This is a genomic window from Paenibacillus artemisiicola (assembly GCF_017652985.1).
Taxonomy (GTDB): domain Bacteria; phylum Bacillota; class Bacilli; order Paenibacillales; family Paenibacillaceae; genus Paenibacillus_Z; species Paenibacillus_Z artemisiicola.
Genome location: NZ_JAGGDJ010000003.1, coordinates 104,426 through 128,386 on the forward strand (window position 1 = coordinate 104,426; position 23,961 = coordinate 128,386).

Annotated in this window: 23 protein-coding genes; 16 read left to right on the forward strand and 7 right to left on the reverse strand. The window is 63.5% G+C overall.

The window, feature by feature from the left end:
• Positions 1-28: 28 nt before the first annotated feature.
• From lacZ to I8J29_RS06355, 5 genes are all read right to left on the reverse strand, one after another.
• The gene (gene lacZ / locus I8J29_RS06335) at positions 29-3,154 is read right to left on the reverse strand and encodes a beta-galactosidase, LacZ type (protein WP_208846837.1); all 3,126 of its coding nucleotides are present in this window, start codon (positions 3,152-3,154) and stop codon (positions 29-31) included.
• A gap of 212 nt (positions 3,155-3,366) precedes the next feature.
• A complete protein-coding gene (locus tag I8J29_RS06340; protein WP_208846838.1) occupies positions 3,367-4,539 on the reverse strand; it encodes an ABC transporter permease in 1,173 nt (390 codons plus the stop codon).
• Positions 4,505-5,236, reverse strand: a complete 732-nt coding sequence (locus tag I8J29_RS06345) for an ABC transporter ATP-binding protein (RefSeq protein ID WP_208846839.1) — start codon at positions 5,234-5,236, stop codon at positions 4,505-4,507. The genes I8J29_RS06340 and I8J29_RS06345 overlap by 35 nt, the downstream gene beginning before the upstream one ends.
• Positions 5,236-6,801 (reverse strand): efflux RND transporter periplasmic adaptor subunit, encoded by a 1,566-nt coding sequence (locus tag I8J29_RS06350; RefSeq protein WP_208846840.1) that lies wholly within the window; start codon positions 6,799-6,801, stop codon positions 5,236-5,238. Before I8J29_RS06350 ends, I8J29_RS06345 begins: the two co-directional genes overlap by 1 nt.
• Positions 6,798-7,295 (reverse strand): hypothetical protein, encoded by a 498-nt coding sequence (locus I8J29_RS06355; protein ID WP_208846841.1) that lies wholly within the window; start codon positions 7,293-7,295, stop codon positions 6,798-6,800. The genes I8J29_RS06350 and I8J29_RS06355 overlap by 4 nt, the downstream gene beginning before the upstream one ends.
• Positions 7,296-7,399: 104 nt before the next feature.
• Between I8J29_RS06355 and I8J29_RS34430 the strand changes: the two genes are divergently transcribed.
• Both I8J29_RS34430 and I8J29_RS06365 read left to right on the forward strand, forming a co-directional pair.
• A complete protein-coding gene (locus I8J29_RS34430) occupies positions 7,400-8,893 on the forward strand; it encodes an SbcC/MukB-like Walker B domain-containing protein (protein WP_208846842.1) in 1,494 nt (497 codons plus the stop codon).
• A gap of 128 nt (positions 8,894-9,021) precedes the next feature.
• Positions 9,022-9,630, forward strand: coding sequence for a hypothetical protein (locus tag I8J29_RS06365; protein WP_208846843.1), 609 nt, complete (start codon positions 9,022-9,024; stop codon positions 9,628-9,630).
• A gap of 12 nt (positions 9,631-9,642) precedes the next feature.
• On the opposite strand, the gene I8J29_RS06370 is transcribed toward I8J29_RS06365, so the two are convergent.
• Positions 9,643-9,837 (reverse strand): hypothetical protein, encoded by a 195-nt coding sequence (locus tag I8J29_RS06370; protein ID WP_208846844.1) that lies wholly within the window; start codon positions 9,835-9,837, stop codon positions 9,643-9,645.
• A gap of 98 nt (positions 9,838-9,935) precedes the next feature.
• Entirely contained in the window at positions 9,936-11,258 is a 1,323-nt protein-coding gene (locus I8J29_RS06375) for an FAD-dependent oxidoreductase (RefSeq protein WP_208846845.1), read from the reverse strand.
• A gap of 280 nt (positions 11,259-11,538) precedes the next feature.
• On the opposite strand from I8J29_RS06375, the gene I8J29_RS33675 reads away from it, so the two are divergent.
• From I8J29_RS33675 to I8J29_RS06445, 14 genes are all read left to right on the forward strand, one after another.
• Positions 11,539-12,000 (forward strand): hypothetical protein, encoded by a 462-nt coding sequence (locus tag I8J29_RS33675; RefSeq protein ID WP_240545958.1) that lies wholly within the window; start codon positions 11,539-11,541, stop codon positions 11,998-12,000.
• A 145-nt stretch (positions 12,001-12,145) separates the two neighbouring features.
• Positions 12,146-12,484: a histidine triad nucleotide-binding protein gene (locus I8J29_RS06385; RefSeq protein WP_208846846.1), complete on the forward strand. Its 339-nt coding sequence runs from the start codon at positions 12,146-12,148 to the stop codon at positions 12,482-12,484.
• Between the two features lie 117 nt (positions 12,485-12,601).
• Entirely contained in the window at positions 12,602-12,775 is a 174-nt protein-coding gene (rpsU, locus tag I8J29_RS06390) for a 30S ribosomal protein S21 (protein ID WP_090573672.1), read from the forward strand.
• 15 nt (positions 12,776-12,790) lie between these two features.
• Positions 12,791-13,234 carry a GatB/YqeY domain-containing protein gene (locus I8J29_RS06395; protein ID WP_090638490.1) on the forward strand — a complete coding sequence of 148 codons (444 nt, stop codon included), beginning with the start codon at positions 12,791-12,793 and terminating at the stop codon, positions 13,232-13,234.
• Between the two features lie 136 nt (positions 13,235-13,370).
• A complete protein-coding gene (locus I8J29_RS06400) occupies positions 13,371-14,720 on the forward strand; it encodes an MATE family efflux transporter (RefSeq protein WP_208846847.1) in 1,350 nt (449 codons plus the stop codon).
• A 79-nt stretch (positions 14,721-14,799) separates the two neighbouring features.
• A complete protein-coding gene (locus I8J29_RS06405; RefSeq protein ID WP_208846848.1) occupies positions 14,800-16,173 on the forward strand; it encodes an NfeD family protein in 1,374 nt (457 codons plus the stop codon).
• Between the two features lie 15 nt (positions 16,174-16,188).
• Entirely contained in the window at positions 16,189-17,175 is a 987-nt protein-coding gene (gene floA / locus I8J29_RS06410) for a flotillin-like protein FloA (RefSeq protein WP_090638482.1), read from the forward strand.
• 46 nt (positions 17,176-17,221) lie between these two features.
• Positions 17,222-17,791 (forward strand): single stranded DNA-binding domain-containing protein, encoded by a 570-nt coding sequence (locus tag I8J29_RS06415; protein WP_208846849.1) that lies wholly within the window; start codon positions 17,222-17,224, stop codon positions 17,789-17,791.
• Between the two features lie 145 nt (positions 17,792-17,936).
• A complete protein-coding gene (gene yqfC, locus I8J29_RS06420) occupies positions 17,937-18,215 on the forward strand; it encodes a sporulation protein YqfC (RefSeq protein ID WP_090638477.1) in 279 nt (92 codons plus the stop codon).
• Between the two features lie 12 nt (positions 18,216-18,227).
• Entirely contained in the window at positions 18,228-19,421 is a 1,194-nt protein-coding gene (yqfD, locus tag I8J29_RS06425; RefSeq protein WP_208846850.1) for a sporulation protein YqfD, read from the forward strand.
• Positions 19,422-19,427: 6 nt separating this feature from the next.
• On the forward strand, positions 19,428-20,402 hold the full coding sequence (locus tag I8J29_RS06430) for a PhoH family protein (protein WP_208846851.1): 975 nt from the start codon (positions 19,428-19,430) through the stop codon (positions 20,400-20,402).
• Positions 20,403-20,855: 453 nt separating this feature from the next.
• On the forward strand, positions 20,856-23,102 hold the full coding sequence (locus I8J29_RS06435) for an HD family phosphohydrolase (protein ID WP_208846852.1): 2,247 nt from the start codon (positions 20,856-20,858) through the stop codon (positions 23,100-23,102).
• The gene (ybeY, locus tag I8J29_RS06440; RefSeq protein WP_208846853.1) at positions 23,099-23,596 is read left to right on the forward strand and encodes an rRNA maturation RNase YbeY; all 498 of its coding nucleotides are present in this window, start codon (positions 23,099-23,101) and stop codon (positions 23,594-23,596) included. The genes I8J29_RS06435 and ybeY overlap by 4 nt, the downstream gene beginning before the upstream one ends.
• Position 23,597: 1 nt before the next feature.
• Positions 23,598-23,948 carry a diacylglycerol kinase family protein gene (locus I8J29_RS06445; RefSeq protein ID WP_208846854.1) on the forward strand — a complete coding sequence of 117 codons (351 nt, stop codon included), beginning with the start codon at positions 23,598-23,600 and terminating at the stop codon, positions 23,946-23,948.
• Positions 23,949-23,961: the final 13 nt, after the last annotated feature.

Here is a 23,961-nt window from a genome sequence, read left to right on the forward strand (position 1 = left end):
CCGCGCCGGAGGCGCTTTTTTCGTTCGCTTATTCGGCGCTGCCCTTCAGCGTGAAGCGGAACGCGTAGGTGCGGTTCGCGTGCAGCACGTACTCCGGATGCGTCTTCGCGCCCCAGCTGTCGTCGCCGCCGACGCCGCTTTGCTTGTGGTTGATGCGGACGACCGTCTTGTCGCTGGCCGGCAGTTTGTAGACATGGTCGTGCGTCTCCAACTCCTGCGGCGCGTACGGCAGCGCGTTCAGCTCGAACTGCGGCTCGCCCGCGATCCGCAGCGCCGCCCCCTCCCCGTTCGCGAGCTCGGCGCTGCGGACGCCGACCTTGTTGCCGCACTCCTGCGGGCGCAGGTACGGCACGAACTGCTCCGCGACGGTGCCTTCGTAACGTCCGAGCTTGGCGCCGTGCTGGCGGTCCCAATACGATTCGTGCGGCCCTTTGCCGTACCAGGCCAGCCGGTCGAACGAGCCGTCCATCGTGAGCATCAGGCCGATTTCCGGAATTTCCGGCAACCCTTCGCCCGGCTCGAGCCGCAGGCCGACCTCGATCGCGCCGTCGCCGCGGATCTCGTACGTCACGTCGCAGCGGGATTCCGCCGTCGTCGGCAGCGTGAACGCCGCGCGCACGATGACGCGGTCCGGCCGCGCGTCCCAGGCGAGCGCGCGAAGCGAGCGCTCTTCGCCGGCGGAACGCCAGGTCGCGCTGACCTCGTGCTGCTTGCTGCCGCGGTCGTTGTCCGTGTACGCGCGCCAGAAGTTCGGCGCGAGCGCGCCGCGGATCAGCTCCGTGCCGTTCGCGATGTACGAGACGAGACCGCCGTGGCCGAGATCGACGGCGGCGGAGAAGCCTTGGCCGCGCACGACGAGCCGGCCGCCTTCCTCGGCGGCTTCCACCGTGCCCGAACCGATGTCCGCGCGTCCGACGGTTGCGGCGACGCCCTGCGCTTCCGGCAGCACGAACTGCCCGAAGGCGACCTCATGGCCGGCATCGGCCCACGGCGAGTCCGACTTGGTGTGCAGACTCACGGTCAGGACGGCTTCGCCTTCTTCGCCCGTCCGCCCCGGGAGCGGGATCGCGAGCTCGGCCGATTCGCCCGGCGCCGCCGCGGCGTCCAGGCTGCCGCTCGCCGCTTCGATGCCGTCGAACGCGACGGACCAGCGCAGCGCGAACGCGCTCAAGTCGGTGAAGAGGAACTTATTCCGCAGCGAGACGACGCCGCGGCTCAGATCGACGGCGGTCACGTCCGCGTTCTGGTAGCAGCGCTTCGTTTCCAGCAGCTTCGGCGACGCCGTGCGGTCCGCGAAGATCAAGCCGTTGCCGCAGAAGTTGCCGTCATGCGGCTGCTCGCCGAAATCGCCGCCGTAGGCGAGGTACGCGGCGCCCTCCGCGTTCGTCGTCCAGATCGCCTGATCGATCCAGTCCCAGATGAAGCCGCCTTGCACGAGCGGAAACTTGTCGAACAGCTCGGTGTACAGATGAAGACCGCCGCACGAATTGCCCATGGCGTGGCTGTACTCGCATAGAATGAACGGCTTCGGCGAATTTGGATGGGCGCCGTACTCCGCTACTTTGGAAGGCGGGGTGTACATCTGGCTCTCCACGTCGGTCGCCGCGTCGGACGGCCGCCACTGCGTGACGCCTTCGTAATGGACGATCCGCGACGGATCCGCCTCGCGCAGGAAGTCGTGCATGCGGACGAAATTATCGCCGCCGAACGATTCGTTGCCGAGCGACCAGATGAGGATGGACGGATGGTTCTTGTCGCGCTGCATCATGGAATTGGCGCGGTCGAGCACGTTGGCCGTCCAGGCCGGGTCGCTGCCGGGCACGAAGCTCGGCTTCAGCACCGGCGAGTTGTATTCCCAGCTGCCGTGCGTCTCCAGATTCGTCTCGTCGATGACGTACAAGCCGTACTCGTCGCACAGCTCGTACCAGAGCGGGCTGTTCGGGTAATGCGACGTCCGCACCGCGTTGACGTTGTGCGTCTTCATCAGCTTGACGTCCGTCAGCATGTCCTCGTAGCCGAGCGCCCGGCCGGTCCGGCTGGAGAATTCGTGGCGGTTGACGCCCTTGAACACGATGCGCTTGCCGTTGATCAGCATCAGCTTATCCTTGATCTCGAACTTGCGGAAGCCGATCCGGCTGCCGACCGTCTCGAGCAGGCGGCCTTCCGCGTCCTTCAGGGAGAGGACGAGCGTGTACAGGTTCGGGTGCTCGGCGCTCCATTTCAGCGGATTCGCGACGTTCGCCGACGCTTCGATCTCCAGCTCCTCGCTGTCCTTGCCCATCGCGGCGTATACCGTCACCGGCTGCGGCAGCACGGCTTGGCGGTCCCGGTCGTACAGCTGCGCCTCGAAGGTCACCGTGCCGAGATCCTGCGCGAAATAATTCAGCAGCGTCGCGCGCAGCTTCAGCTCCGCGTCGCGGTAGTCCCCGTCCAGCTCCGTGACCGCGAAGAAATCGTAGATGTGCGCTTTCGGCGCCGTATACAGATAGACGTCCCGGAAGATGCCGCTCATGCGCCAGAAATCCTGGTCCTCCAGCCAGCTCGCGTCGCACCAGCGGTACACTTCGACGGCCAGCTTGTTCGCGCCCGGACGCAGGTACGGCGTCAGGTCGAACTCGGCCGGCGTGAACGTGTCCTCGCTGTAGCCGACGAGGTCGCCGTTCACCCAGACGTAGAAGGCGGACTCGACGCCCTGGAAGCTGATGAACACCGGCTGTCCGTCCCATTCGGCCGGCACCTCGAACGTGCGCGCGTACGAACCGACGGGATTGTACTTGGTCGGCGCGAACGGCTGCACGAGATCTTCCGACGCTTCCCACGGATAGCGGATGTTCGTGTATTGCGGATAATCGTAGCCCTGCAGCTGCCAATGGCCGGGCACTTGGATGTCGGCCCAGTCCGAATGGTCGTAAGCGTCGGCATGGAAATCGGCGATGCGCGACGCCGGATTCTCGGCGAACGCGAATTTCCACGTGCCGTTCAGGGACAAGCGGCTGCGCGAAGCGGAGCGGTCGCCCCGCAGCGCCTCCTCGACGGAGGCGAACGGGATCAGCGTCGCATGCGCCTTCATCCGGTTCAGCTCGAAAATATCCGGGTTATTGTTCCACTCGGGATAGCCGTTGGCCGGCGGGGTATACGTGAATTTCGACTTCATGAAGCACCTCTTTACGTGAGATTGAGCCTTCTTCCCCCTACTCTATAGGAGGCCCGTCAGCCCGTAAATATAAAATTAGCGCGGCCGGATAGCTAAAAATGGCGCCCTTCGCGGACGCGAAAAAAAGCGGCCGGACGGGGGAATATCCCCGTCCGGCCGCTTGGTGCGCGCGTGCCGCGCCCGCGCCTCATGGGCGCGAGCGGCGTTGTGCGCTATTCGAATCTAAGCGCCTCGATCGGCCGCAGGCTGGACGCCTTGTTCGCCGGGAAGAGGCCGAACACGACGCCGATGAATACCGAGAAGCCGAACGCGAGGCCCATGATCGGAATGGACACGACGACGGTCATGCTCGCGAACTTCTGCAGCAATTGCGCCGTCCCGAGCCCGATGCCGATGCCGAGCAGGCCGCCGAGGCCGCTCAGCGCGATCGATTCGATCAGGAACTGGATCATGATGTCCCGCTTCTTCGCGCCGATCGCCTTGCGGATGCCGATCTCCCGGGTCCGTTCCGTGACGGACACGAGCATGATGTTCATGATGCCGATGCCGCCGACGAGCAGCGAGATCGCCGCCACGCCGCCGAGCGCGAGCGAGAGCGTATCCGAGATGCTGCTGAACGAGTCGAGCAGGTCCTGCTGGTTGAACACGCGGTAGCTGTTCGTGTCGCCGCGGAACTTCTTGCCAAGCGCGGTTTCGAGCTCCGCCATGACGGCGTCCATCTTCTTCGGGTCCGCCACCTGCACGTTGATCGACTTGACCCCTTTGGACTTGAACAGCCGCTCGGAGGTCGTGATCGGGATGATGACGATCTCGTCGTTGGAGCCGGTGAGCGAGCTGCCCTTCGTCGCCAGCACGCCGACGACCTTGTAACGCACGCCGTTGATCAGGAACGACTGGCCGACGACGTTCGTCGTGCCGAACAGGTCGGTCGCCGTCGTGGAGCCGAGCACCGCGATTTTCTGGTAATAATCGAGGTCGATCTGCGCGACGAACCGGCCCTGGGCCAGGCTGTAATCCTTCACGTCCATGTAGTCGGCCGTCGTCCCGACGACGCTGACGCTCGTGCTGCTGCCGCCGTTCTTCACGGTCGCGTTCTGCTGGTTGTACGGCGCGGCGAACTCGATGTCGGACGTGTTCGTGATGTCCTCCGCTTCCTTGTAATCGAGCGTCGTCTTGGAGCCGCGCCCCGTGATGCTGACGGTCAGCAGGTTCGTGCCGAGGCTCTGCACCTGGTCGGTGACCTGCTTCGTCGTGCCCTGGCCGACGCCGACGAGCGCGATGACCGCGGCCACGCCGATGATGATGCCGAGCATGGTGAGCAGGGAACGCATTTTGTTCGCCAGAATGCTTTTACCCGCCATTTTGAAGGCTTGCCCGATATTCACGACTGTCACCGCCTTCTTCGCTGATTTGGCCGTCCTGGATGCGAACGACACGTCTGGCCTGCTTGGAAATGGCGATGTCGTGCGTGATCAGAACGATGGTATGCCCCTGCCGGTTCAATTCCTGCATGAGGCCCATGACCTCGGCGCCGGTGCGCGTGTCGAGCGCGCCCGTCGGTTCGTCCGCCAGCAGGATCGGCGGATTGCCGGCCAGTGCCCGCGCGATGGCGACGCGCTGCTGCTGGCCGCCGGAGAGCTCGCTCGGCCTATGCTTGACGCGGCCCTCGAGGCCGACCTTGCCGAGCGCCTCGATCGCCTGCTCCCGGCGCAGCTTGGCCGGCACGCCGCGGTAGATGAGCGGCAGCTCGACGTTCTCGAGCGCCGACAACTTGCTGAGCAGATTGAAGCCCTGGAAAATAAAGCCGATCTTCCGGTTGCGGATCTCCGCCAGCCGGCCTTCGCGCAGCCGGCTGACTTCTTCGCCGTCCAGCCAATACTTGCCCGAGCTCGGCGCGTCGAGGCAGCCGATGACGTTCATCAGCGTCGACTTCCCGGACCCGGAAGGACCGATGATGGCCAGGAAATCGCCGTGCTCGACGCGCATCGAAATCTCGTTCAGCGCGTGGACGGTCTCGCCGCCCATCTTGTACAGCTTCGACAGCGTCTCGATCCGGATGAGCGGTTCGCGTGCCGCTTCCATCAGCGCGTCCCTCCGCCCGCGCCGGCGCCGCCTCCGCCGCCCGTCGTCCGCGTCGTGGTACGGCCGCCTCCGCCGCCCGCGAAGCCGCCTCCGCCTCCGAAGCCGCCGCCTCCGATGGCCGCGCCTCCGAAGCCGCCGAGGCCGCCCCCGCCGAACCCGCCAGCCTGCTGCTGGTTCGAGGAGGAGGACGTCACGACCGTCGGCAAAATGACGCGGTCGCCTTCCGCGAGACCGGTGAGCACTTCGATGTAATCCTCGTTATGAATGCCGACGGTGATGACCTTCGGCGTGCCGGTGCCGAAGCGGCTGCCCGCGCCGCTGGCGCCGCTGCGGTTACTGCCCGTGCCCGTGCGGCCGTAGCCGCCGCCGGCGCCGAAACCGCCATAGCCGCCTTGACCTCGGCCGCCGCCTTGCGCGCCGGCGTAACCGCCCCGGCCGCCGTAGCCGCCGCCCTGACCGCCTGCGGCACCTTGGCCGCCTGCCGCGCCTTGACCGCTCGCCGCGCCTTGACCGCCTGCCGCGCCTTGGCCGCCTGCCGCGCCTTGGCCGCCTGCCGCGCCTTGGCCGCCTGCCGCGCCTTGACCGCTCGCCGCGCCTTGGCCGCTTGCCGCGCCTTGGCTTCCTGCCGCGCCTTGGCCGCCTGCCGCGCCCGTACCTGCCGTTTCGGACGGCACGAATACCATGTACCGGCCGCCCAGCGACTGCACCGCGTCGATCGGCAGCATCAGCGCGTTTTCCTTCTTCTCGACCTCGATGCTCGCTTCGGCCGACATGCCGCTCTTCAAGCCGTCCGCCTTATCCAGCGCGACCGTCACGTCGAACGACGCGACGCCGTTGCTCGACGTGCCTTCGTCGGCGATCTTGACGACTTTGCCCGTGTATGTCTTGTCGGACAGCGCTTCGACGGAAATCGTCGCGGACTGGTCCTTCTTCACCTTCGCGATGTCCAGCTCGTCGATGCCGACGACCATCTGCAGCTTCGCGTAATTGGAAATGTCGATCAGCTCGGCGGACGGATTGAGCGAGTCGCCCGCCGTCACGTTCAGCGCCGTTACCGTGCCGTCGATCGGCGCCGTAATCGTGCTGCCCGTCTCCGCGTCCTGCAGATCCGCGATGTTTTCGCGCGTCTGGTCGATTTGCAGCTGCATTTTCTTCAAATTCAGCTTAATGCTGTCGATGCTCGCGTCGTCCGTTGCCGTCTTCAGCTTGTTCTGCGTGTCCGACAAGTCAAGCAGCTGGCTCTCGAGGTTCAACTGCTCCGACTTGATCTTGTCGCTATTGTCCTCGCCTTCGACCGTCAGGAGAACGTCGCCCTTCTTCACGACCGAGCCTTCCGCCACGTTGACCTTCCCGACGGTGCCCTGCTCGGTCGCTTTGACCGTCGCTTTGTCGATCGGCGCCAGGCTTCCCGTGCCGCTGACGCTCACTTCGATCGTTCCCTTCGTGACGCGCGTCGTCTGGACGGTCGGCGCCGGAGCCGCCGCCTTCGTGTCGCGCTTCATATAATAGAAGACGCCCGCGGCGACGATCAGCGCGCCGATGCCAAGCAGCCACCATTTTCTCATTGTCCGTTACCTGCCTTTCCCGCGTTGCCCATGTCGGCCGGATTGAATTGAAGCCGGATGTACCCCGCCGTCTTGTTGTCGGCGCCGAGCCAGACCATCAGCACGTCGCCCGCCTGCAGATCGGTCGCCTTCAAGGCGTCGGTCGTCATCCCGTTCTGCCCGCGGCCGAACTTCACGATCCGGGTATCGGCGTTCACGGGTACGGTGGTCTGCGCGTCCTCGAATTTCATCGCGTTCATGAAGCCGCCTCCGCCGAACCGTCCGCCGCCCGCGCGGCCTTGGCCCTGGCCTTGGCCCTGGCCTTGGCCGCCGGCCGCCGCGCCTTGGCCGTTCCCGGCTTGACCGCCCGCCGTCTGGCCTTGCGCGCCGTCGCCGTTCGCCTTGCCGCCGCCCTGCCAATTGCCGCGCTGGCCGCCGCCTTGACCGCCTTGGACCTGGGCGCCGTCGCCCCCTTGCGGACGCTGGCCGCCCCGGCCGCCGCCGAACGACGGCATGTCGGGGGGGGGGGGGGGCCGCGTCCCGTGCGGGGACGGGCGCGCCGGGGGGGCGGGCGGCCTCGCCGGGAAAATGGGCGGGCGGGCCGGGCGCCCCGGGGCGCGTGGCGCGGCCGCCCGGCCCCTCGCCCCGGCCCCGCGCCGCCGCCGCGCGCGCCCGCTGCGCGGAGACGGAGCGCCGGCTCGAGCAGAGCGCGGCGGCTTGCGCGACGCAGGAAGCGCTGGCCGACCGCGCGCGGGCGCATGACGCGCAATGCCGGCAAGCGCTGGAGCGGGAGCTCGCGGAATGGGCGGCCCAGCTCGGGCCGGAGCTTCGCCCGGATACGGCGGAGGCGGCGCTGCTGGCGCTCGACGGGCGGGAAGCCGCAGCGGACGAGCTGCGCGGCCGATTGGACCGCAGCGTCACGTACATCGAGGAGACGGCGCGGACGAAGGAAGAGAGCGAGCGGCTCGCGAACGAGGCCGAACTGGAAGCCGCCAGGCTGGAAGCGTCGCTCCATGAACGGCGCGAGCAGCTGGACGAGAAGCGGCAGCGGCTGTCCGCCGTCACCGAAGGACAGCCGGCCGACCAATTGATTCGCAAGGCGGAGCGAGAGCTTGCCGAGCTGCGAACCCGGACCGCCGAGCGCTCGCGGCGTCACGAAGACGCCCAGCGGGAGCTGCAGCAGGCGGCCGAGCAGCGGACCGGCGCGGCGGAAGCGGAACGCGCCGCGGAGGAACGCCGCCGCGAAGCCGGCGCCGAGTGGACGGCCGCCCTGGAACGGTCGCCTTTCGAAAGCGCGGACGAAGTGAACGCCTTGCGGCCGATGCTGGATCGGCAGGGCGCGATCGCGGATCTCGTGGCGAAGCACCGGGAAGAAGAGCGGCAGCTGGCGGCGCAGGCGTCCCTGCTGCGCGAACAGCTCGGCGGCCGCACGCTGACGGAAGAGGAATGGGAGGCTTCCGCCGCCGAACTTTCCGCGCGGCGCGCATCGGGCGAGCTGTGCCTGCAGGCGGCCGCGAAGGCGGAACGCGATCTGGAATCGCTGCGGAGCAAGCAGGAACGGTGGCTCGCGCTGGAGGCGAAGCGCTCGGCCATGGAGCGGCTGACGAACCGGCTGAAGTCGCTGCAGACCGTCTTCCGCGGCAACGCGTTCGTGGAATACGTCGCCGAGGAGCAGCTGGTGCAGGTGTGCCGGGCCGCTTCGGAACGGCTGGGCTTCCTGACCAAGCGCCGTTACGCGCTCGAGGTCGATTCCGGCGGGGGCTTCGTCATCCGCGACGATGCCGCGGGCGGCCTTCGCCGCCCGGTGTCGACGCTCTCCGGCGGGGAGACGTTCCTCGCGTCGCTGGCGCTCGCCCTCGCGCTTTCGGGCCAAATCCAGCTGCGGGGCAAGTACCCGCTCCAATTCTTCTTCCTGGACGAAGGCTTCGGCACCTTGGATCCCGAGCTGCTGGACACGGTCATCACCGCGCTCGAGAAGCTGCACCACGAGACGCTCGCGGTCGGGGTCATCAGCCACGTGCCGGAGCTGCGGGCAAGGCTTCCGCGCCGGCTGATCGTCACCCCGTCCGAGCCGTTCGGCCGCGGGAGCGCGGTCGAGCTGGAGACGATGTGACGGAACTGTTAACGTTGGGCGCGTCCGGTTGATTTCTAGGAGGGAAACCGCTAACGTAGGGGAGAGAATGCCGGGGGAGCGAATCAACGCGCAGACCGGCGGAACTTGCGTGCGTAGGGGGCAGTCTCGTGGAAGAACAGCAGGCCAAGAGGCCGATTTTCACGCCGATCGTGCTGATTTTGTTGACCGTCAGCTTAATCGGCAACGTGTTCTTATATTCCAAGCTCATTCAGAACGACCAGACGTCCAAGGAGGACCGCGGCGCGGCGGTCATTCGCTCCGGCAACGGCGCGAAGGCGTTCTTCGCCGAGGCCGCCGCCGATACCGGCGGCCTGCTCGCGAAGGGAGACATCGCGGATCGCATGCTGGCGAAGAGCAAGCTGTTGGCCGCCTACCGGCAAGCGGCGGCCGCGGCGGACTTCATCCGGGCGGCGGAAGACGCGAACGGCCGGAAGTTCGCGGCGAAGCGCGGCGCGGACGAGTTCCTGGACCAAACGCTGGCGTCGCTGCAAGCGGTCGGCAATCATGACGGGCCGCTCACGGCAGGGGAGCAAGCCTACTTGAACGAATTGCTGCAAGTGTTCAAGGCTTGCGAGCAGGAGCTGTCGGCTTTTCAGCACGATACGGTCAATAAGGAGCAATCGCTCGCCATCCTGGTCGACGCCAGCTGGCCGTCGACCGCGGGCAATCTGCTGACGGAAATGAACAAGCCCGCGGACCTCGCGTTCAAGGATTGATCGACGTTCGCATCAAAAAGACCGGCCGCGCTTCCTCTTGCCGAGGAACGCGGCCGGTCTTTTGCGTTTCAATTTTGCCGGTATGCTGCCTTGCGCCAGATAACGCCGCAACTCCGCCCCGAACTGCGCCCCGAACTGCGCCCCGAACTGCGCCCAACCCCATTTCGTCCAATCCGTCCGTTCCGTCGTTTCGTCCATTTCTTTCATTCCGTCGTTCCTTCATTCCATCGTTCCGTCGTTCCGTCGTTCCGTCGTTCCATCCATTCCGTCGTTCCATCCATTCCGTCCCGCGTCCGCGACGTCCGTCACACCTTCGCGTGCAGCTTTTCCAATTCGCCCGCGATGCGCCAAGCCGCCAGACGGCCGCTCGAGAACGCGCGCTCGGCCAGCTCGCCCTTGCCCTCGCAGCCGTCCCCGCAAAAATAAAACGGCATGCTTTCGATCCGGATCGGCAGCAGCTTGTTGCCCGCGACGTTTTTGACGCTCTGCACCATGGACTTCTTCGATACGCGCTTGACCGCGACGGCATCCCGCCAGCCCGGGTAGTGGCGGTCGAACAGCGCTTCCATCTGCGCCGTCCGTTCCTCGAGATACGCTTTCCGGTCGGCTTCGCCGCCGCCGCGCTCATCGCTGAGGTAGGCGATGCCCTGCAGCAGCTGCCCGCCCTCCGGCACGAGGGTGTGGTCCGTCGCGGACACGTCCGAGATGAACAGCTTATGGTTCATATCGCTGATGTAGCTGAACGGCCGGGCGACGACCGCATGCAGCCCGACGTCGTAGACCATGACTTCCGTGGCGGAATTGCGTTCGTACGGCTCCAGGAACGGCTCCCACGGCGTGCCGCGCAGCAGCTTGACGACCTGCTGGACCGGCATCGCGAAGACGACCCGGTCGAACGCCTCCTCGCGCGATTTCGTCGTCAGGACGTATTTGCCTTGCTCGTAGCGGATGCCGTCGACGCCTTCCTGCAGGGCGATCGCCCAGCGCGCGGACAAGCCGATCTTGTCGCGCAGCTGATCGGTGATGACGGCCCAGCTGCCGAGCACGTAGTTGACGGGACGCTGGGACAGGAACAAGTTGTGGTAATAGTCGGCGATGACGGGTCCCGGCACGCGGCGCGCGTCCTCGGGCGCGATGAAGAAGTTGCTGCATACGAGATGCTCCCATAACTCCTTGACGTCCTCGTCCGCGCCGGACTCCCGCAGGTAATCCCCGAGCGTTGCGTAATGCTTGAGCTGATGAATGTTCGCGATGATCGCCGTAATCTCTCCGACGAAACGGACCTTCTGCCTCGCGCTTAAAATATCCGTCTTGACCAGATTCACGAAATCGAGCGGAGCCGGCGTCAACCGTTCGCCTTTCTCGTACATGACCTTCCGCTTGTCGACCTGCTTGCTCCCGAAACGCAGATGCAGCTCCCGCTCCATCACGGAGAGGGTGTGGCGGTCCAAGCCGTAGACGGCATGCGCGCCGTAATTGAGCGTGAAGCCGGCCTTCTCGTAGGTAAACGCGCGGCCGCCCAGCTGCGGACTCCGTTCGAACAGCACGCCTTCGACGTCCGGCCGGACCGACAAATACGCGGCTGCCGTCAATCCGGCAAGCCCGCCCCCGATAATCGCCACTTTCATGCAGCTTGTCTCCTTCCGACGAATCGTCGGCCTTGCCGGCCAAGCCGGCGCCGAAGCCCCTTCGGCACGGCCGATCTCCTTGGAGCGCCGCGTCGCCGCGCGCTCTCGCGTTTTCCATTATACGCGCGGCAAGAGGGCCGATCTATCTCGTTTTCGGCTGATATTCCCATCGAATCGGCATCGATCCCTCCCGGGTAAACGCCTATTTTGCCCAGTCATAGGCGCCATTTGCCCACGGGCGAATATCATGGTAAGAGATTGAAGGAGGTCATGTTGAGAGATGGAGAAGAAAGTGACAACGTCCCCGGTCGTCAAGCCGTCGTCGAAGGGCGCGACGATTGCCCCGGTCGGCAAAGCTTCCAAAGGCGCGACCGGCAAGAAATCGACGGGTACGATCCCGACTCCGCCGGGGAAGACATCGACGGCGCCGATCGAGACGCCGAAGCCGAGCACGCATCACGTCCATAAGCATGAAATGAAGCATTGGTGCCACGAGCATATGCACCGTTACGTGCTCGCGCATACGCACGACGGCTGGTGCTGCGACGGCTTCATCGAGCATATCGACGACGAGGTCGTCTGCCTGGCGGTGCCGCACTGCGGCGGCATGGACCGCGCGTTCGTCCCGGGGCCGTTTTTCCCGCCGCTGTATCCGTATCCGTTCTTCCCGCGCCGCCGTTTCTACCGGCAGGTATTCCCGCTCACGGCGCTCGTCGGCCTGTCGCTGCTGCCGTTTTATTAAGCCTTGGCGGCCTTCGCTGCCGCGCCGTCCTGACGAACCAGCGTTCATCGACCGGACGCTGGTTTCCGGCATTGGACTTGCTTACTTTTTTTCGTTATGATGGAGATTAGGTAGCACCGATTTCGGCGGGAAAGGAGCTTGAAGCATGGATTGCGTTTTTTGCGGCATCATCGAGGGCGGCATTCCGTCCAACAAAGTGTTCGAGAACGACCGCGTCGTGGCGTTCCGCGACATCCAGCCCGCAGCGCCCGTACATATTCTCATCATCCCGAAGAAACATATCCCGACGATGAACGACGTGACGTCCGAGGACGACGCGCTGATGGCGGAGCTGTTCGCGGCCGCCCGGCAGATCGCGGGGGAACTCGGCATCGCGGAATCCGGCTACCGTCTCGTCAACAACGTGAACGGCGACGGCGGACAAGTCGTGTATCACCTGCATCTTCACCTGCTCGGCGGGACGAAGCTGAAGGGCCTTAATTAGGTGAAAAAAATAGCATGTCCGTTCAAGTTGACACTGCCTTTCGTTATCAACTATAATTAAATTTGATGAACCGTGTTAACTTTCTTGGACGGTCTGATTCGGAGGGAGGGAAAACTGGTGTCTGAAACAAAAGTTCGCAAAAACGAGACGATCGATGCTGCACTCCGCCGCTTCAAACGTACCATCGCAAAGGATGGCGTATTGGCCGAGGTGAAGAAACGCAAGCATTATGAGAAGCCTAGTGTCAAGCGTAAGTTGAAGTCCGAGGCTGCGCGCAAGAGAAAGTTTTAGGAGGATCCTTCCACGATGAACCTTAGCGAACGATTGAACGACGATATGAAGCAGGCGATGAAGAGCCAGGACAAATTCAAGCTCACGACGATTCGGATGCTCCGCGCATCCATCAAGAATCAAGAGATCGAGCTGAAACGTCCGCTTGAAGACGCCGAAGTGCTTGATATCTTAAGTCGTGAGATCAAACAACGTAAAGATTCCCTCCAAGAATTTGAGAAAGCCGGCCGCGATGATCTTGCGAAAGGTGTCGCAGCAGAAATTGAAATTATTAGTGAATACCTGCCTCAGCAGCTGACCGAAGAAGAGATCAAGTTGATTGTTCAGCAGACCATCCAGGAAACCGGTGCTTCTTCGAAAGCCGAGATGGGGAAAGTCATGAGCGCTCTTATGCCGAAAGTCAAAGGGCGTGCTGATGGTAAACTAGTAAACACATTTGTGCAGCAATTTCTGCAATAACATAGGCTGACAGCCAAACACTCCTCCTTCCGGGGGAGTGTTTTTTCGTGTTGCCGGGCACCGTGCCCCTATTGACACACCCTCTTTAGGTGGGCGACAATTAGGGCTAACCTACCGAAACGAGGCTTACGCGTCCATGCTGCGAAATTGGAAAGAAATTTTACTGCTGGCCATTCCGTCCTTGGTTTCCTTTGCAAGCGCTACCGTCGTCGGGACGATCAATCTGATCATCGTCGGGCAGCTCGGCTCGCTCATCATCGCGATCGTCGGCGTCTCCAACATCATTATGTACAACGCCTTCGCCCTTTTCTCCGGCATCGGACACACCGTCAATTACCTCGTCGCGCAAAATCACGGCGCGGGCGACATGAAACGGGGCATCCAGCGCACCTACATCGCGATGTACATGTGTCTGGCGTTCGCGCTGCTCATCGCGTTCGTCGGCCTGGTAGGCGCCGATGACGTGCTGCGCTGGACCGGCGGCTCGTCGGAGCTCGTGCACACGGGGACCTACTACCTGGAGCTGCGGTTCTACGCCATGTCCTTCGGCATCATCAATTTCGCGTTTCACGGCTTTCTGCGCGGCATCGGGGCGACGAAGTTGTCCATGGTCGTCTCGCTGATGGCGAACGTGCCGATCCTGCTTCTGACGTACCTGCTGACGTACGGCAAGCTCGGCCTGCCTGAGCTGGGGTTAAAGGGCGCGGGGTACGCCATACTAATCGGCGAAAGCGCTCAAACGCTCATTTGCGCCTTCATCTTCTTCGTCGTGCTGAACAAGAAATTCCAGACGCGGCGTTACTTGACCCTTACGTTCAAATGGGTCGAGATGAAGCTGATCGCGCAGGAGAGCGGCAAGCTCGGCATGCAGGAATTTTCGCTCAGCCTCTCGATGTACATCTTCACGGCGTTCGTCGCGCGCCTCGGCGACCAAGCGCTGGCGGCCAACGAAGTGGCGCTCAGCATCATGTCTTTCGGCTTCATGCCGGCCTTCGCGTTCGGCTCGACCGCGACGATCCTCGTCGGGCAGCTCGTGGGCAAAGGGACGCCGCTGCTCGGCCGGCGCGTCGGCACGGACACCGCGATTTTGGGCGGCGCGTTTCTCGTCCTGCTCGGAACGGGGGAATTTATTTTCGCCGAGCATATTACGCATCTGTATACGAACGACGCCGAGGTGTACCAGCTCGCCGCGTACTTGATCAAGGCGTCCGCGTACCTGCAAATCTTCGACGGCCTGCTGAACTTCTACGCGGGCGGGCTGCGCGGCATCGGCGACACGACGTTCCTGCTGCGGGTCTCCTTCATTGTCAGCTGGTTTCTGTTCGTGCCGCTCGCCTACCTCTTCATCTTCGTGTTCCATTGGGGGAGCATGGGCGCCTGGCTCGCGCTGTATACGTTCTTGATGGTGTTCGGCCTGTCGGTCATGGTCCGGTTTTACCGGACGGACTGGACCGCGGTCCGGCTGAAGGAAGCCGCGCATGCGTAAGCGTGAAACATGTCGGGGCCGCGTCCGTACTAGAGGAGTAGGTTGCGTCGTTCGTTAGGCGTACAAAGGAGGGGCTAATGTGCGGCAAGTCCAGCGTTGGAACTTCAGGTGGCTGCTGCCCGTCGCCGTGCTGCTCGGATTCGCGCTCGCGGGAACGTCCGCCGTGCCGGCGAAAGCCGCGGCCGCCGGCGATTCCGTCGGCTCGACGGTTTACGTCGTCGACGCGGACCGGTCGGTGGAATCCGGGCTGTACCAGCATTTGAAACGGGCTTACGAGGAAGCCGAGGAAGCGAAAGCGAGCCGGGTGCTGCTCGTGCTCAACACGCTCGGCGGGCGGGTCGACAGCGCGCTCGACATCGGGGAGCTGATCCGCGAGAGCAAGGTGCCTACGACCGCGTTCGTGCAGGGCAAGGCCGTGTCGGCCGGCACGTACATCGCGCTGAACGCGAAGCAGATCGTCATGCAGCCGGGCAGCACGATCGGCGCGGCGGCCGTCGTGGACGAAACCGGAACGCTCGTCGACAATCCGAAGACGGTGTCGTTCTGGACGGAGACGATGAAATCCGCGGCGGAACTGAACGGGCGCAATCCCGACATCGCCGCGGCCATGGTCAATCCGTCGCTGACGGTCGAGCTGAAGGAGCTCGGGCGCACGAAGGCGAAGGGCGAAGTGCTGACGCTGACCGCCCAGGAAGCGGTCAAGGCCGGCTATGCCGAATTTACGGCGGACACGGAACAAGCGGCGATCGACGGCTTGAAGCTGGATCAGCCGAACGTGGTCCGTTACGAAGCGAGCGCGGTGGAGAAGATCGGCGATTTTCTGACGCATCCCGCCGTCATGACGATCCTGCTGATCATCGGCATCGCCGGCATCGCCATCGAATTCATGGTGCCCGGCTTCGGGGCGCCCGGGGTCATCGGCACGCTGGCGTTCGTGCTTTATTTCTTCGGCCACTACGTAACGGGGTTCGCCGGCTTCGAGGACGTCGCGCTGTTCATCGCGGGACTCTTGCTGCTCGTCTCGGAGTTCTTCCTGCCGAGTTTCGGCATTCTCGGCATTCTCGGCTCGTCCGCGCTCGTCGCGGGGGTGCTGCTGGCCGCGCCGAATCCGAAGTCCGCGCTGCTGTCGCTCGTCGTCGCGCTCGTCGCCGCGGCCGTCATCGTCTACTTCGTCGCGAAGCGCTTCGCGCATAAAGGCGTCTGGAACAAATTCATCCTGCGCGATCAGCTGACGACCGACAAGGGGTACCGCTCCTCGGCGAACAAGGCGGACTATCTCGGCCGGCACGGCATCGCCCTGACGCCGCTGCGGCCGGCCGGCACGGCGCGCTTCGGCGACGAGCGCGTCGACGTGGTGACGTCCGGCGAGTTCGTCGCGCCGCATTCGGACGTGGTGGTCGTCAAAGTCGAGGGCACCCGCGTCGTCGTAAGGCCGAAAGACGAGAACGAATAATTTGGAGGGATTTCAGTGACGCTTGATCCTACCGTGACAATCATTATCATCGTCGTGCTTGCCGTAATCGCCATTTCCGTATTTTTGAGCTTCTTCCCGATCATGCTGTGGATCTCCGCGCTCGCGTCCGGCGTCCGCGTCGGCATCATCACGCTCGTCGCCATGCGGCTGCGCCGCGTCGTCCCGAGCCGCATCGTCAATCCGCTGATCAAGGCGACCAAGGCCGGGCTCGGCCTCACGATCAATCAGCTGGAAAGCCATTTTCTGGCCGGCGGCAACGTCGACCGGGTCGTCAACTCCTTGATCGCGGCGCAGCGCGCCAACATCGAACTGGAATTCGAACGCGCCGCCGCGATCGATCTCGCGGGCCGCGACGTGCTGCAGGCCGTGCAGATGAGCGTCAACCCGCGCGTCATCGAGACGCCGATCGTCGCGGCGGTCGCCAAGAACGGCATCGAAGTGAAGGTCAAAGCCCGCGTCACCGTGCGCGCGAACATCGACCGGCTCGTCGGCGGCGCCGGCGAAGAAACGATCATTGCCCGCGTCGGCGAAGGCATCGTCACGACGGTGGGTTCATCCGAGTCGCACAAGGACGTGCTTGAAAACCCGGATCTCATTTCCCGTACGGTGCTCGGCAAGGGGCTCGATGCCGGAACGGCGTTCGAAATTCTGTCCATCGACATCGCGGACGTCGACGTCGGCAAAAACATCGGCGCCCATCTGCAGACGGAGCAGGCGGAAGCCGACAAACGGATCGCCCAGGCGAAGGCGGAAGAACGCCGCGCCATGGCCGTCGCGCAGGAGCAGGAGATGAAAGCCCGCGTCGTCGAGATGCGCGCGCTCGTCGTGGAAGCGGAGTCCCAAGTGCCGCTCGCCATGTCCGAGGCGCTCAAGTCCGGCAAAATCGGCGTGCTGGATTACATGAACTTCAAAAACATCGAAGCCGATACGAGCATGCGGAATTCGATCGGCAAAGACGGGACCGAGAAGGATGAGCGGTAATGGCCGCCAGCCTTTCGCGGCTTGATCCGGACGGGGAGGTAACCGCATGGAAGAGCTGCTGAAGCTGCTGTTCTCGAATATTTACGTGGTCATCATCATCGCGGGGATCCTGCTTTCGCTGCTGAACAAGGCGCGCGGCAAGCAAAACCCCGGCGGCAACCGGATGCCGCCGTTCGGCGGCGGACCGGCCGGACGGCCGCAAGCCCGGCCGCAAGCCGACCGGCCGGCGCAGCCGCAGCGGCCGCACGCCCGCCCGGTTCCGCAGCAGGCGCAGCCGGATACCGGCCGGCCTTTCGTCGCGCCGCCGGAAACGTCCGGCCCTCTGGGCGGCTCGGTGTATACGTCGCACCTGAAGCCCTCTGGCGGCACCGCAAGCGAGGAAAACGTCGGCGCCGAGCTGACCGGCGAAACGCTGCTGGGACGCGCGCTCGAAGCGGAGCGGGCCGCCGAGGCGCGGCCGAAGCCGTCCGCGGGCTCGCCGCTTCCGGCGTCCGCTCGGCCGCAGCCGGACGGCGCGACGTTCCGCGCGCCGCGCGGCCAAGACCTGCGGCAGGCGTTCGTCATGTCCGAGGTGCTCGGCCCGCCCAGATCGAAGCGGCCGCTCAAGCAGAAGTAACCGGCGTTCGCCGCAAGCATCCGTTCCTTTCGGAACGGGTGCTTTTTTATTTGCGGGGCCGGCTCGCGAGAGGCTTCGCCGTTCTCATATTTCCGACTCATCCCGCATAGTTTGGTACAGTACGGGAAGGGGGGCCTCTGCCAGGATGCGCCGCATCAACCGCAAACTTCGAAAAATGGCTGCCGATTTGCTGGACCTGCCGCAGGACGTCGTTATGGATTTGCCCCGTCTCACGATGATCGGCGATCGGCAGCTGTATATTGAGAACCATCGCGGCGTCCTGCATTTCTCCAGCGACAAGCTGCGACTGGCCCTGAGCAAAGGCGAACTCGAGGTGACCGGGAGCGACCTGGTCATTCGTACCATTTGGACGGAAGAAGTGTTCGTGGAAGGCATCATCAAAAATATCGAGGTCCGAGAATAAGGGGGCGTACAAATGGATGCGACATGGATGCAATGGCTGCGGGGCTACGTCGCGGTCACCATACGCGGCCAGGAGACGGAGCGGCTCGTGAACGAAGCGCTCGCGGATGGACTGCGGCTGTGGTCCATTCGCCGCACGAAGGAAGGCGAGCTGTTGGGCTACGTCGTCTTGGGCGACTTTTTCCGCTTGCGGCCGCTGCTGAAGCGGACAGGCTGCCGGGTGCATGTCCGGGAGCGGCTCGGCATGCCGTTTTGGCTGCAGCGGATGCGGAAGCGCGTTTTTTTTGCGGCGGGGCTCGTCCTGTTCTTCGTCGGGATGTACTTGCTCTCCTCGCTCGTCTGGTCGATCGACGTGCAGGGCAACGACAAGCTGTCCGAGGAGCAGATCCTGCAGGCGGCCAAGGCGGAGGGACTGTACCCGTTCCAATGGTCGTTCCGGCTGGAGGACTCGTCGGTCCTGTCGCGCCATCTCGCGCAGAAGCTGCCCGGGGCGGCGTGGATCGGCGTGGAGAAACGGGGCACGCACGTGACGATCCGGATCGTGGAATCGGCGACGCCGGAACCGAAGGTTCTGCTCAATCCCCGCCATCTCGTCGCCTCCACGGACGCGGTCGTCACGAAGGTCATGGCGGAGTCCGGCAATCCGGTGGTCCGGCCGAACATGAAGGTCAAGCAGGGCGACGTTCTGATCTCGGGCCTTCTCGGCGACGCGGCGAACGGCAAGGCGGTCGTGGCGAAGGGCGAGGTAAAAGGGATCGTCTGGCACGAATACGACATCGTATCGCCGCTTACGCGGACGACGAAAGTATACACGGGCAACAAGAAAGTGATCTGGTACGGCGTCGCGGGCGGCCGGGGGCTTCAGGTGAGCGGCTTCGGCAAAATCCCGTTCGCCATGTACGAGCGCGTGACGGAAGAGGAACGGGCGGCGTGGCGGACGCTGAAGCTGCCGTTCGGGCGGATGAAGGAAACGATTTTGGAAGTCAAGATGCAGCAGCAGACGGTCAGCGTCGAGGAAGCCAAAGCGGAGGGCATCGAGCAGGCGAAGGCCGATTTGCTGGCCAAAGTCGGGCCCGGCGCGCAGGTGCTCGCGGAAAACATTTTGCATGAAAAGACGGACAATGGTAAAGTTTATTTGAAAGTGTTTTTCGAGGTGGACCAGTCGATCGTGAAAGAGAGACCGTTAGTTCAAATGCAAGGGGACTGAGTATGTTTGCCGAATGAATTCAAAGTAGTCAAAATTCCGCTCGCGAACGCCGCGGAAGGGCTGGCATTGTTCGGCCCGCAGGATAAATATTTGCGGCTCGTGCAGCAGCAGTCGTCCTCCGACATCATGTCGCGCGAGGCGGAGATCGCGATCTCCGGCCCGGCGGACGAAGTCGAATCGCTCGAGCAGTTCTACACGGTGCTGCAGCAGCTCGTCAGAGGCGGCTATTCGCCCTCGGAGCGGGATATCGCGTACGCGCTCGACCTGTCCCGCACGCTGCAGGCCGACCAGCTGCTCGACCTGTTCAAGGCGGAAATCACGACGACGTTCCGCGGCAAGCCGATTCGCGTCAAGACGATCGGCCAGCGGACGTACGTCAAAACGATCAAGAAAATGGACGTCGTCTTCGGCATCGGCCCGGCCGGGACGGGCAAAACGTATCTGGCCGTCGTGCTGGCCGTCGCGGCGCTCAAGGAAGGCGCGGTCAAGCGGATCGTTCTGACCCGCCCCGCCGTGGAAGCGGGCGAGAATCTCGGCTTCCTGCCGGGCGATCTGCAGGAGAAGGTCGATCCGTACCTGCGGCCGCTCTACGACGCGCTGCACGACGTGCTGGGCCCGGATCAGACGACGAAAGCGTTCGAACGCGGCCTGATCGAAGTCGCGCCGCTCGCCTACATGCGCGGACGGACGCTCGAGGATTCGTTCATCATCCTGGACGAGGCGCAGAACACGACGCCGGAGCAAATGAAGATGTTTCTGACGCGGCTCGGCTTCGGCTCCAAGATGGTCATCACCGGCGACGTTACCCAGATCGACCTGCCGCGGGGCAAGCGCTCCGGCCTCATAGAGGCGCAGCGGATTCTCCGCGACATCCCGGAAATCGGCTTCATCGTCTTCGGCGAGCAGGACGTGGTCCGGCATTCGCTGGTGCAAAAAATCATTACCGCTTACAATTTGGACGCGGAGAACCGGGACGAATAAACATACGGCATGAACGGCAAAGCGTTCGCACGCGCTTTGCTCGTTCTTTTTTCGGCGGTCCGGCCCGTTCGGCTTCGCGCGCGGACGCCGCCCGCAAAACGGCGCGTCCGGACGAATCGTATACGCATGTTGCCGAAGCCGAACGGAAACGCCCGGGGAAGCGGGCGCGCGGGGCGGGTTTCGCCGAAAAATGAAATTCGTTTAATGGGCTTGTGTTCGGGCGGCCGGAAGGTATAAAATCTCTTCAAGCCGCCGGACGGCAAGCCTTTTCGCGCTTGCGGGGACGGCGAAGCCGGCATCCGCCGCGGGCAGGGGACGCGCGCAGGCGAAACGCTCCTTGGAGACCGCATCGCATGCGCGTATCGTTTAGCAGGGTCCAAGGGACGAAGTCCCTGGAGGTCCCGCGACGTTCGGGGGATTTTGGGGGATGCACGCTCTAGGAGGATAGCAACGATGGAGAACCAGCAGACCGGTCAGGAGGAAGCGAAGACGTTCGATTGGAGCGGGTGGAGGAACAGCGGCGCCGTTCGCTGGCTGCTGCTGCTGCTCTTCGTGCTGCTTTTTTATTTCAGTCTGGCGCCGCATCTGCTTCCGAAGACGTATCATATCGAACTGAACAAGGCGAGCGACCGCGATATCGAAGCGCCGATGGAGATCAAGGACGAGAAGGCGACGCTGCAGGCGCAGGAGCAGGCGGCCGAGCAGGTGGAATCGATCTATTCCATCGTCGCGCTCCGCAACGAGACGCTGCTGGAGCAGGTCTTCGCGCGGATGGAACAGCTAAACCAGGACGATCAAGTCTCGCTCGAGAACAAAGTGGCGATCTACCGAAGCGAAATTCCGCAAATGTACATCGACTACGTCGATCAGTTCGTCCGGTCCAACAAAGGGAACGGCACGTATAACGACTCGCTGCTGGATGAGATGGCGAGCGTCGTCAAGGAACAGGCGTACCGCATCCCGGAAGAGACGTTTTATAAACTGCCGCAGCTGACGCCGACGCAATTAAACGAAATGCAGGTCGTGGCGGTATCGATCGTCCACAAGCTGATGGGCGACTCGCTGCGGGAGGCGGAAACGGCCCGCACGAAGGTGGCGGAGCTCGTCAACGCCAGCTCGCTCAGCGAGCGCAAGTCGCGGGAGATCGTGCAGGAGCTGGCGCGGTACGCGATCATGCCGAACAAATTCCTCGACAAACAGGCGACGAACGACGCCCGCGTGGCGGCCAAGGAGAACACGCCGCCGGTCGTCATCAAGCAGGGCGACGTGCTCGTCCACAAGGGCGACGTCATCAACAAGGAAATGTACGACCGGCTCTCTTCGTTCGGCCTGCTGCAGACGAAGAAAAACTATTGGCCGCAGCTCGGCCTGCTGCTGTTCTCGACGCTGTTTCTGATCGTCATCTACGGCTATCTGGAGAAGGCGTCGAATTTGAGCGGCGGCACGCGGACGGGGTACACCAACGCGCAGCTGTGCATGCTGCTGCTCATCTACTTGCTCAACGTCCTGGCGATGCATATCGTGGAGCTGACCCAGACGTCGACGATGCCGTACGTCGGCTATTTGGCGCCGACGGCGATGGGCGCGATGCTGATCGTGCTGCTGCTCGACGTGCAGCTGGCGGTCGTGAGCTCGTTCGTGTTCGCCATCATGGGCAGCATTATTTTCAATTCGGAATCCGGTCGGATCTTCGATTTCAATTACGGCTTCACGACGGCGGTCGTCTCGTTCGCGGCCATCTTCGCCATTCACCGGGCGAGCCAGCGGTCGACGATTCTCAAGGCCGGCATCATGGCCAGCCTGTTCGGGTCGGCTTCGGCGCTCGCGATCATTCTGCTCGGCGAGCTGCCGGCCAAGACCGATTTGATCATGACCGTGGCTTTCGCGTTCGCGAGCGGGCTGCTGACGGCGATTCTCGTGGTCGGCCTCATGCCGTTCTTCGAAGTGACGTTCGGCATTTTGTCGGCGCTGAAGCTGGTCGAACTGTCGAATCCGAACCATCCGCTGCTGCGCAAGCTGCTGACGGAAACGCCGGGCACGTATCATCACAGCGTCATGGTGGGCAACCTGTCCGAAGCCGCGGCGGAAGCGATCGGCGCCAACGGCCTCTTGTGCCGCGTCGGCTCGTTCTATCACGATATCGGGAAAACGAAGCGGCCCAGTTATTTTATCGAGAATCAGACAAACTATGAAAATCCGCACGATTCGATCGATCCGAAGCTCAGCAAATCGATCATCATCGCGCATGCGCGCGACGGCGTGGAAATGCTGAAGAGCCACAAGCTGCCGAAGCCGATCCGCGATATCGCGGAGCAGCATCACGGCACGACGTTTCTGAAATTCTTCTACCACAAGGCGCTCAAATTGGCGGAAGAAGCGGGCGTCGAGCCCGATTTCGCCGAGGAGGACTTCCGCTATCCGGGCCCGAAAGCCCAATCGAAGGAAGCCGCCATCGTCGGCATCGCCGACAGCGTCGAGGCGGCCGTGCGCAGCATGCGCAGCCCGACCATGGAGCAGGTGGAATCGATGATACACAAAATCATCAAAGGACGCCTCGACGACGATCAATTCAACGAATGCGACCTGACGCTGAAAGAGCTGGAGAAAATCGCGCAAACGTTGAAAGAAACCATCGTGGGCATTTTTCATTCGCGCATCGAATATCCGGAAGACGCGAAACCAAAGGAGCGGCTGGCATGAGTTTGCAGTTGGACTGGAGCAACGATCAAGACAAGGTGGTGATTTCCGAAGCGTTCGTCGGTGTGCTGGAGCGGCTGCTGCGGCTGGCGGGCGAAGCGGAGGGCATTACGGAAGGCGAAGTGACCCTTTCGTTCGTCGACGATGCGGAAATCCACCAATTGAACAAGGATTACCGCAACATCGATCGTCCGACGGACGTTTTGTCCTTCGCGATGCAGGAAGAAACGGACGAAGAACTGGACATCATTTACGAAGTGGACGACGAGAGCGACCCGATCCCGTACGACGGCATGCTCGGCGACATCATCATTTCCGCGGAACGCGCCAAGCTGCAGAGCGAGGAGTACGGCCATTCGCTGGAACGGGAGCTGGGCTTTCTGTTCGTGCACGGGTTCCTGCACCTGACCGGCTACGACCATCAGGACGAGGAGAGCGAAGCCGTCATGACCCGGAAGCAGGAAGCGGTGCTGCGGCAGGCCGGCCTGACCCGCTAAGATGCGGCGGTTCCTCCGCAGCGTCGCCTTCGCGTGGGCCGGCGTCCGCGCTTCCGTTCGCACGGAAGCGAACATGCGCCTTCATCTCGTCGCGGTCGTCGCGGTCAATGCCGCCGGCTGGCTCGCGGGACTGTCGCGGACGGAATGGCTGGCGATCGTCATCGCGCAGGGCATGGTGCTGGGGGCGGAACTGCTGAACACGGCCGTCGAGCACGTCGTCGACCTGGCTAGTCCGGGCCCGCATCCGCTCGCGAAGGCCGCCAAGGACGCGGCCGCGGGCGCGGTGCTCGTGGCGGCGGTCATGGCCGTCATCGTCGGCCTGATCGTGTTCGGACCGCATATCGTGCCTTAAGAAGAGAAAGGAA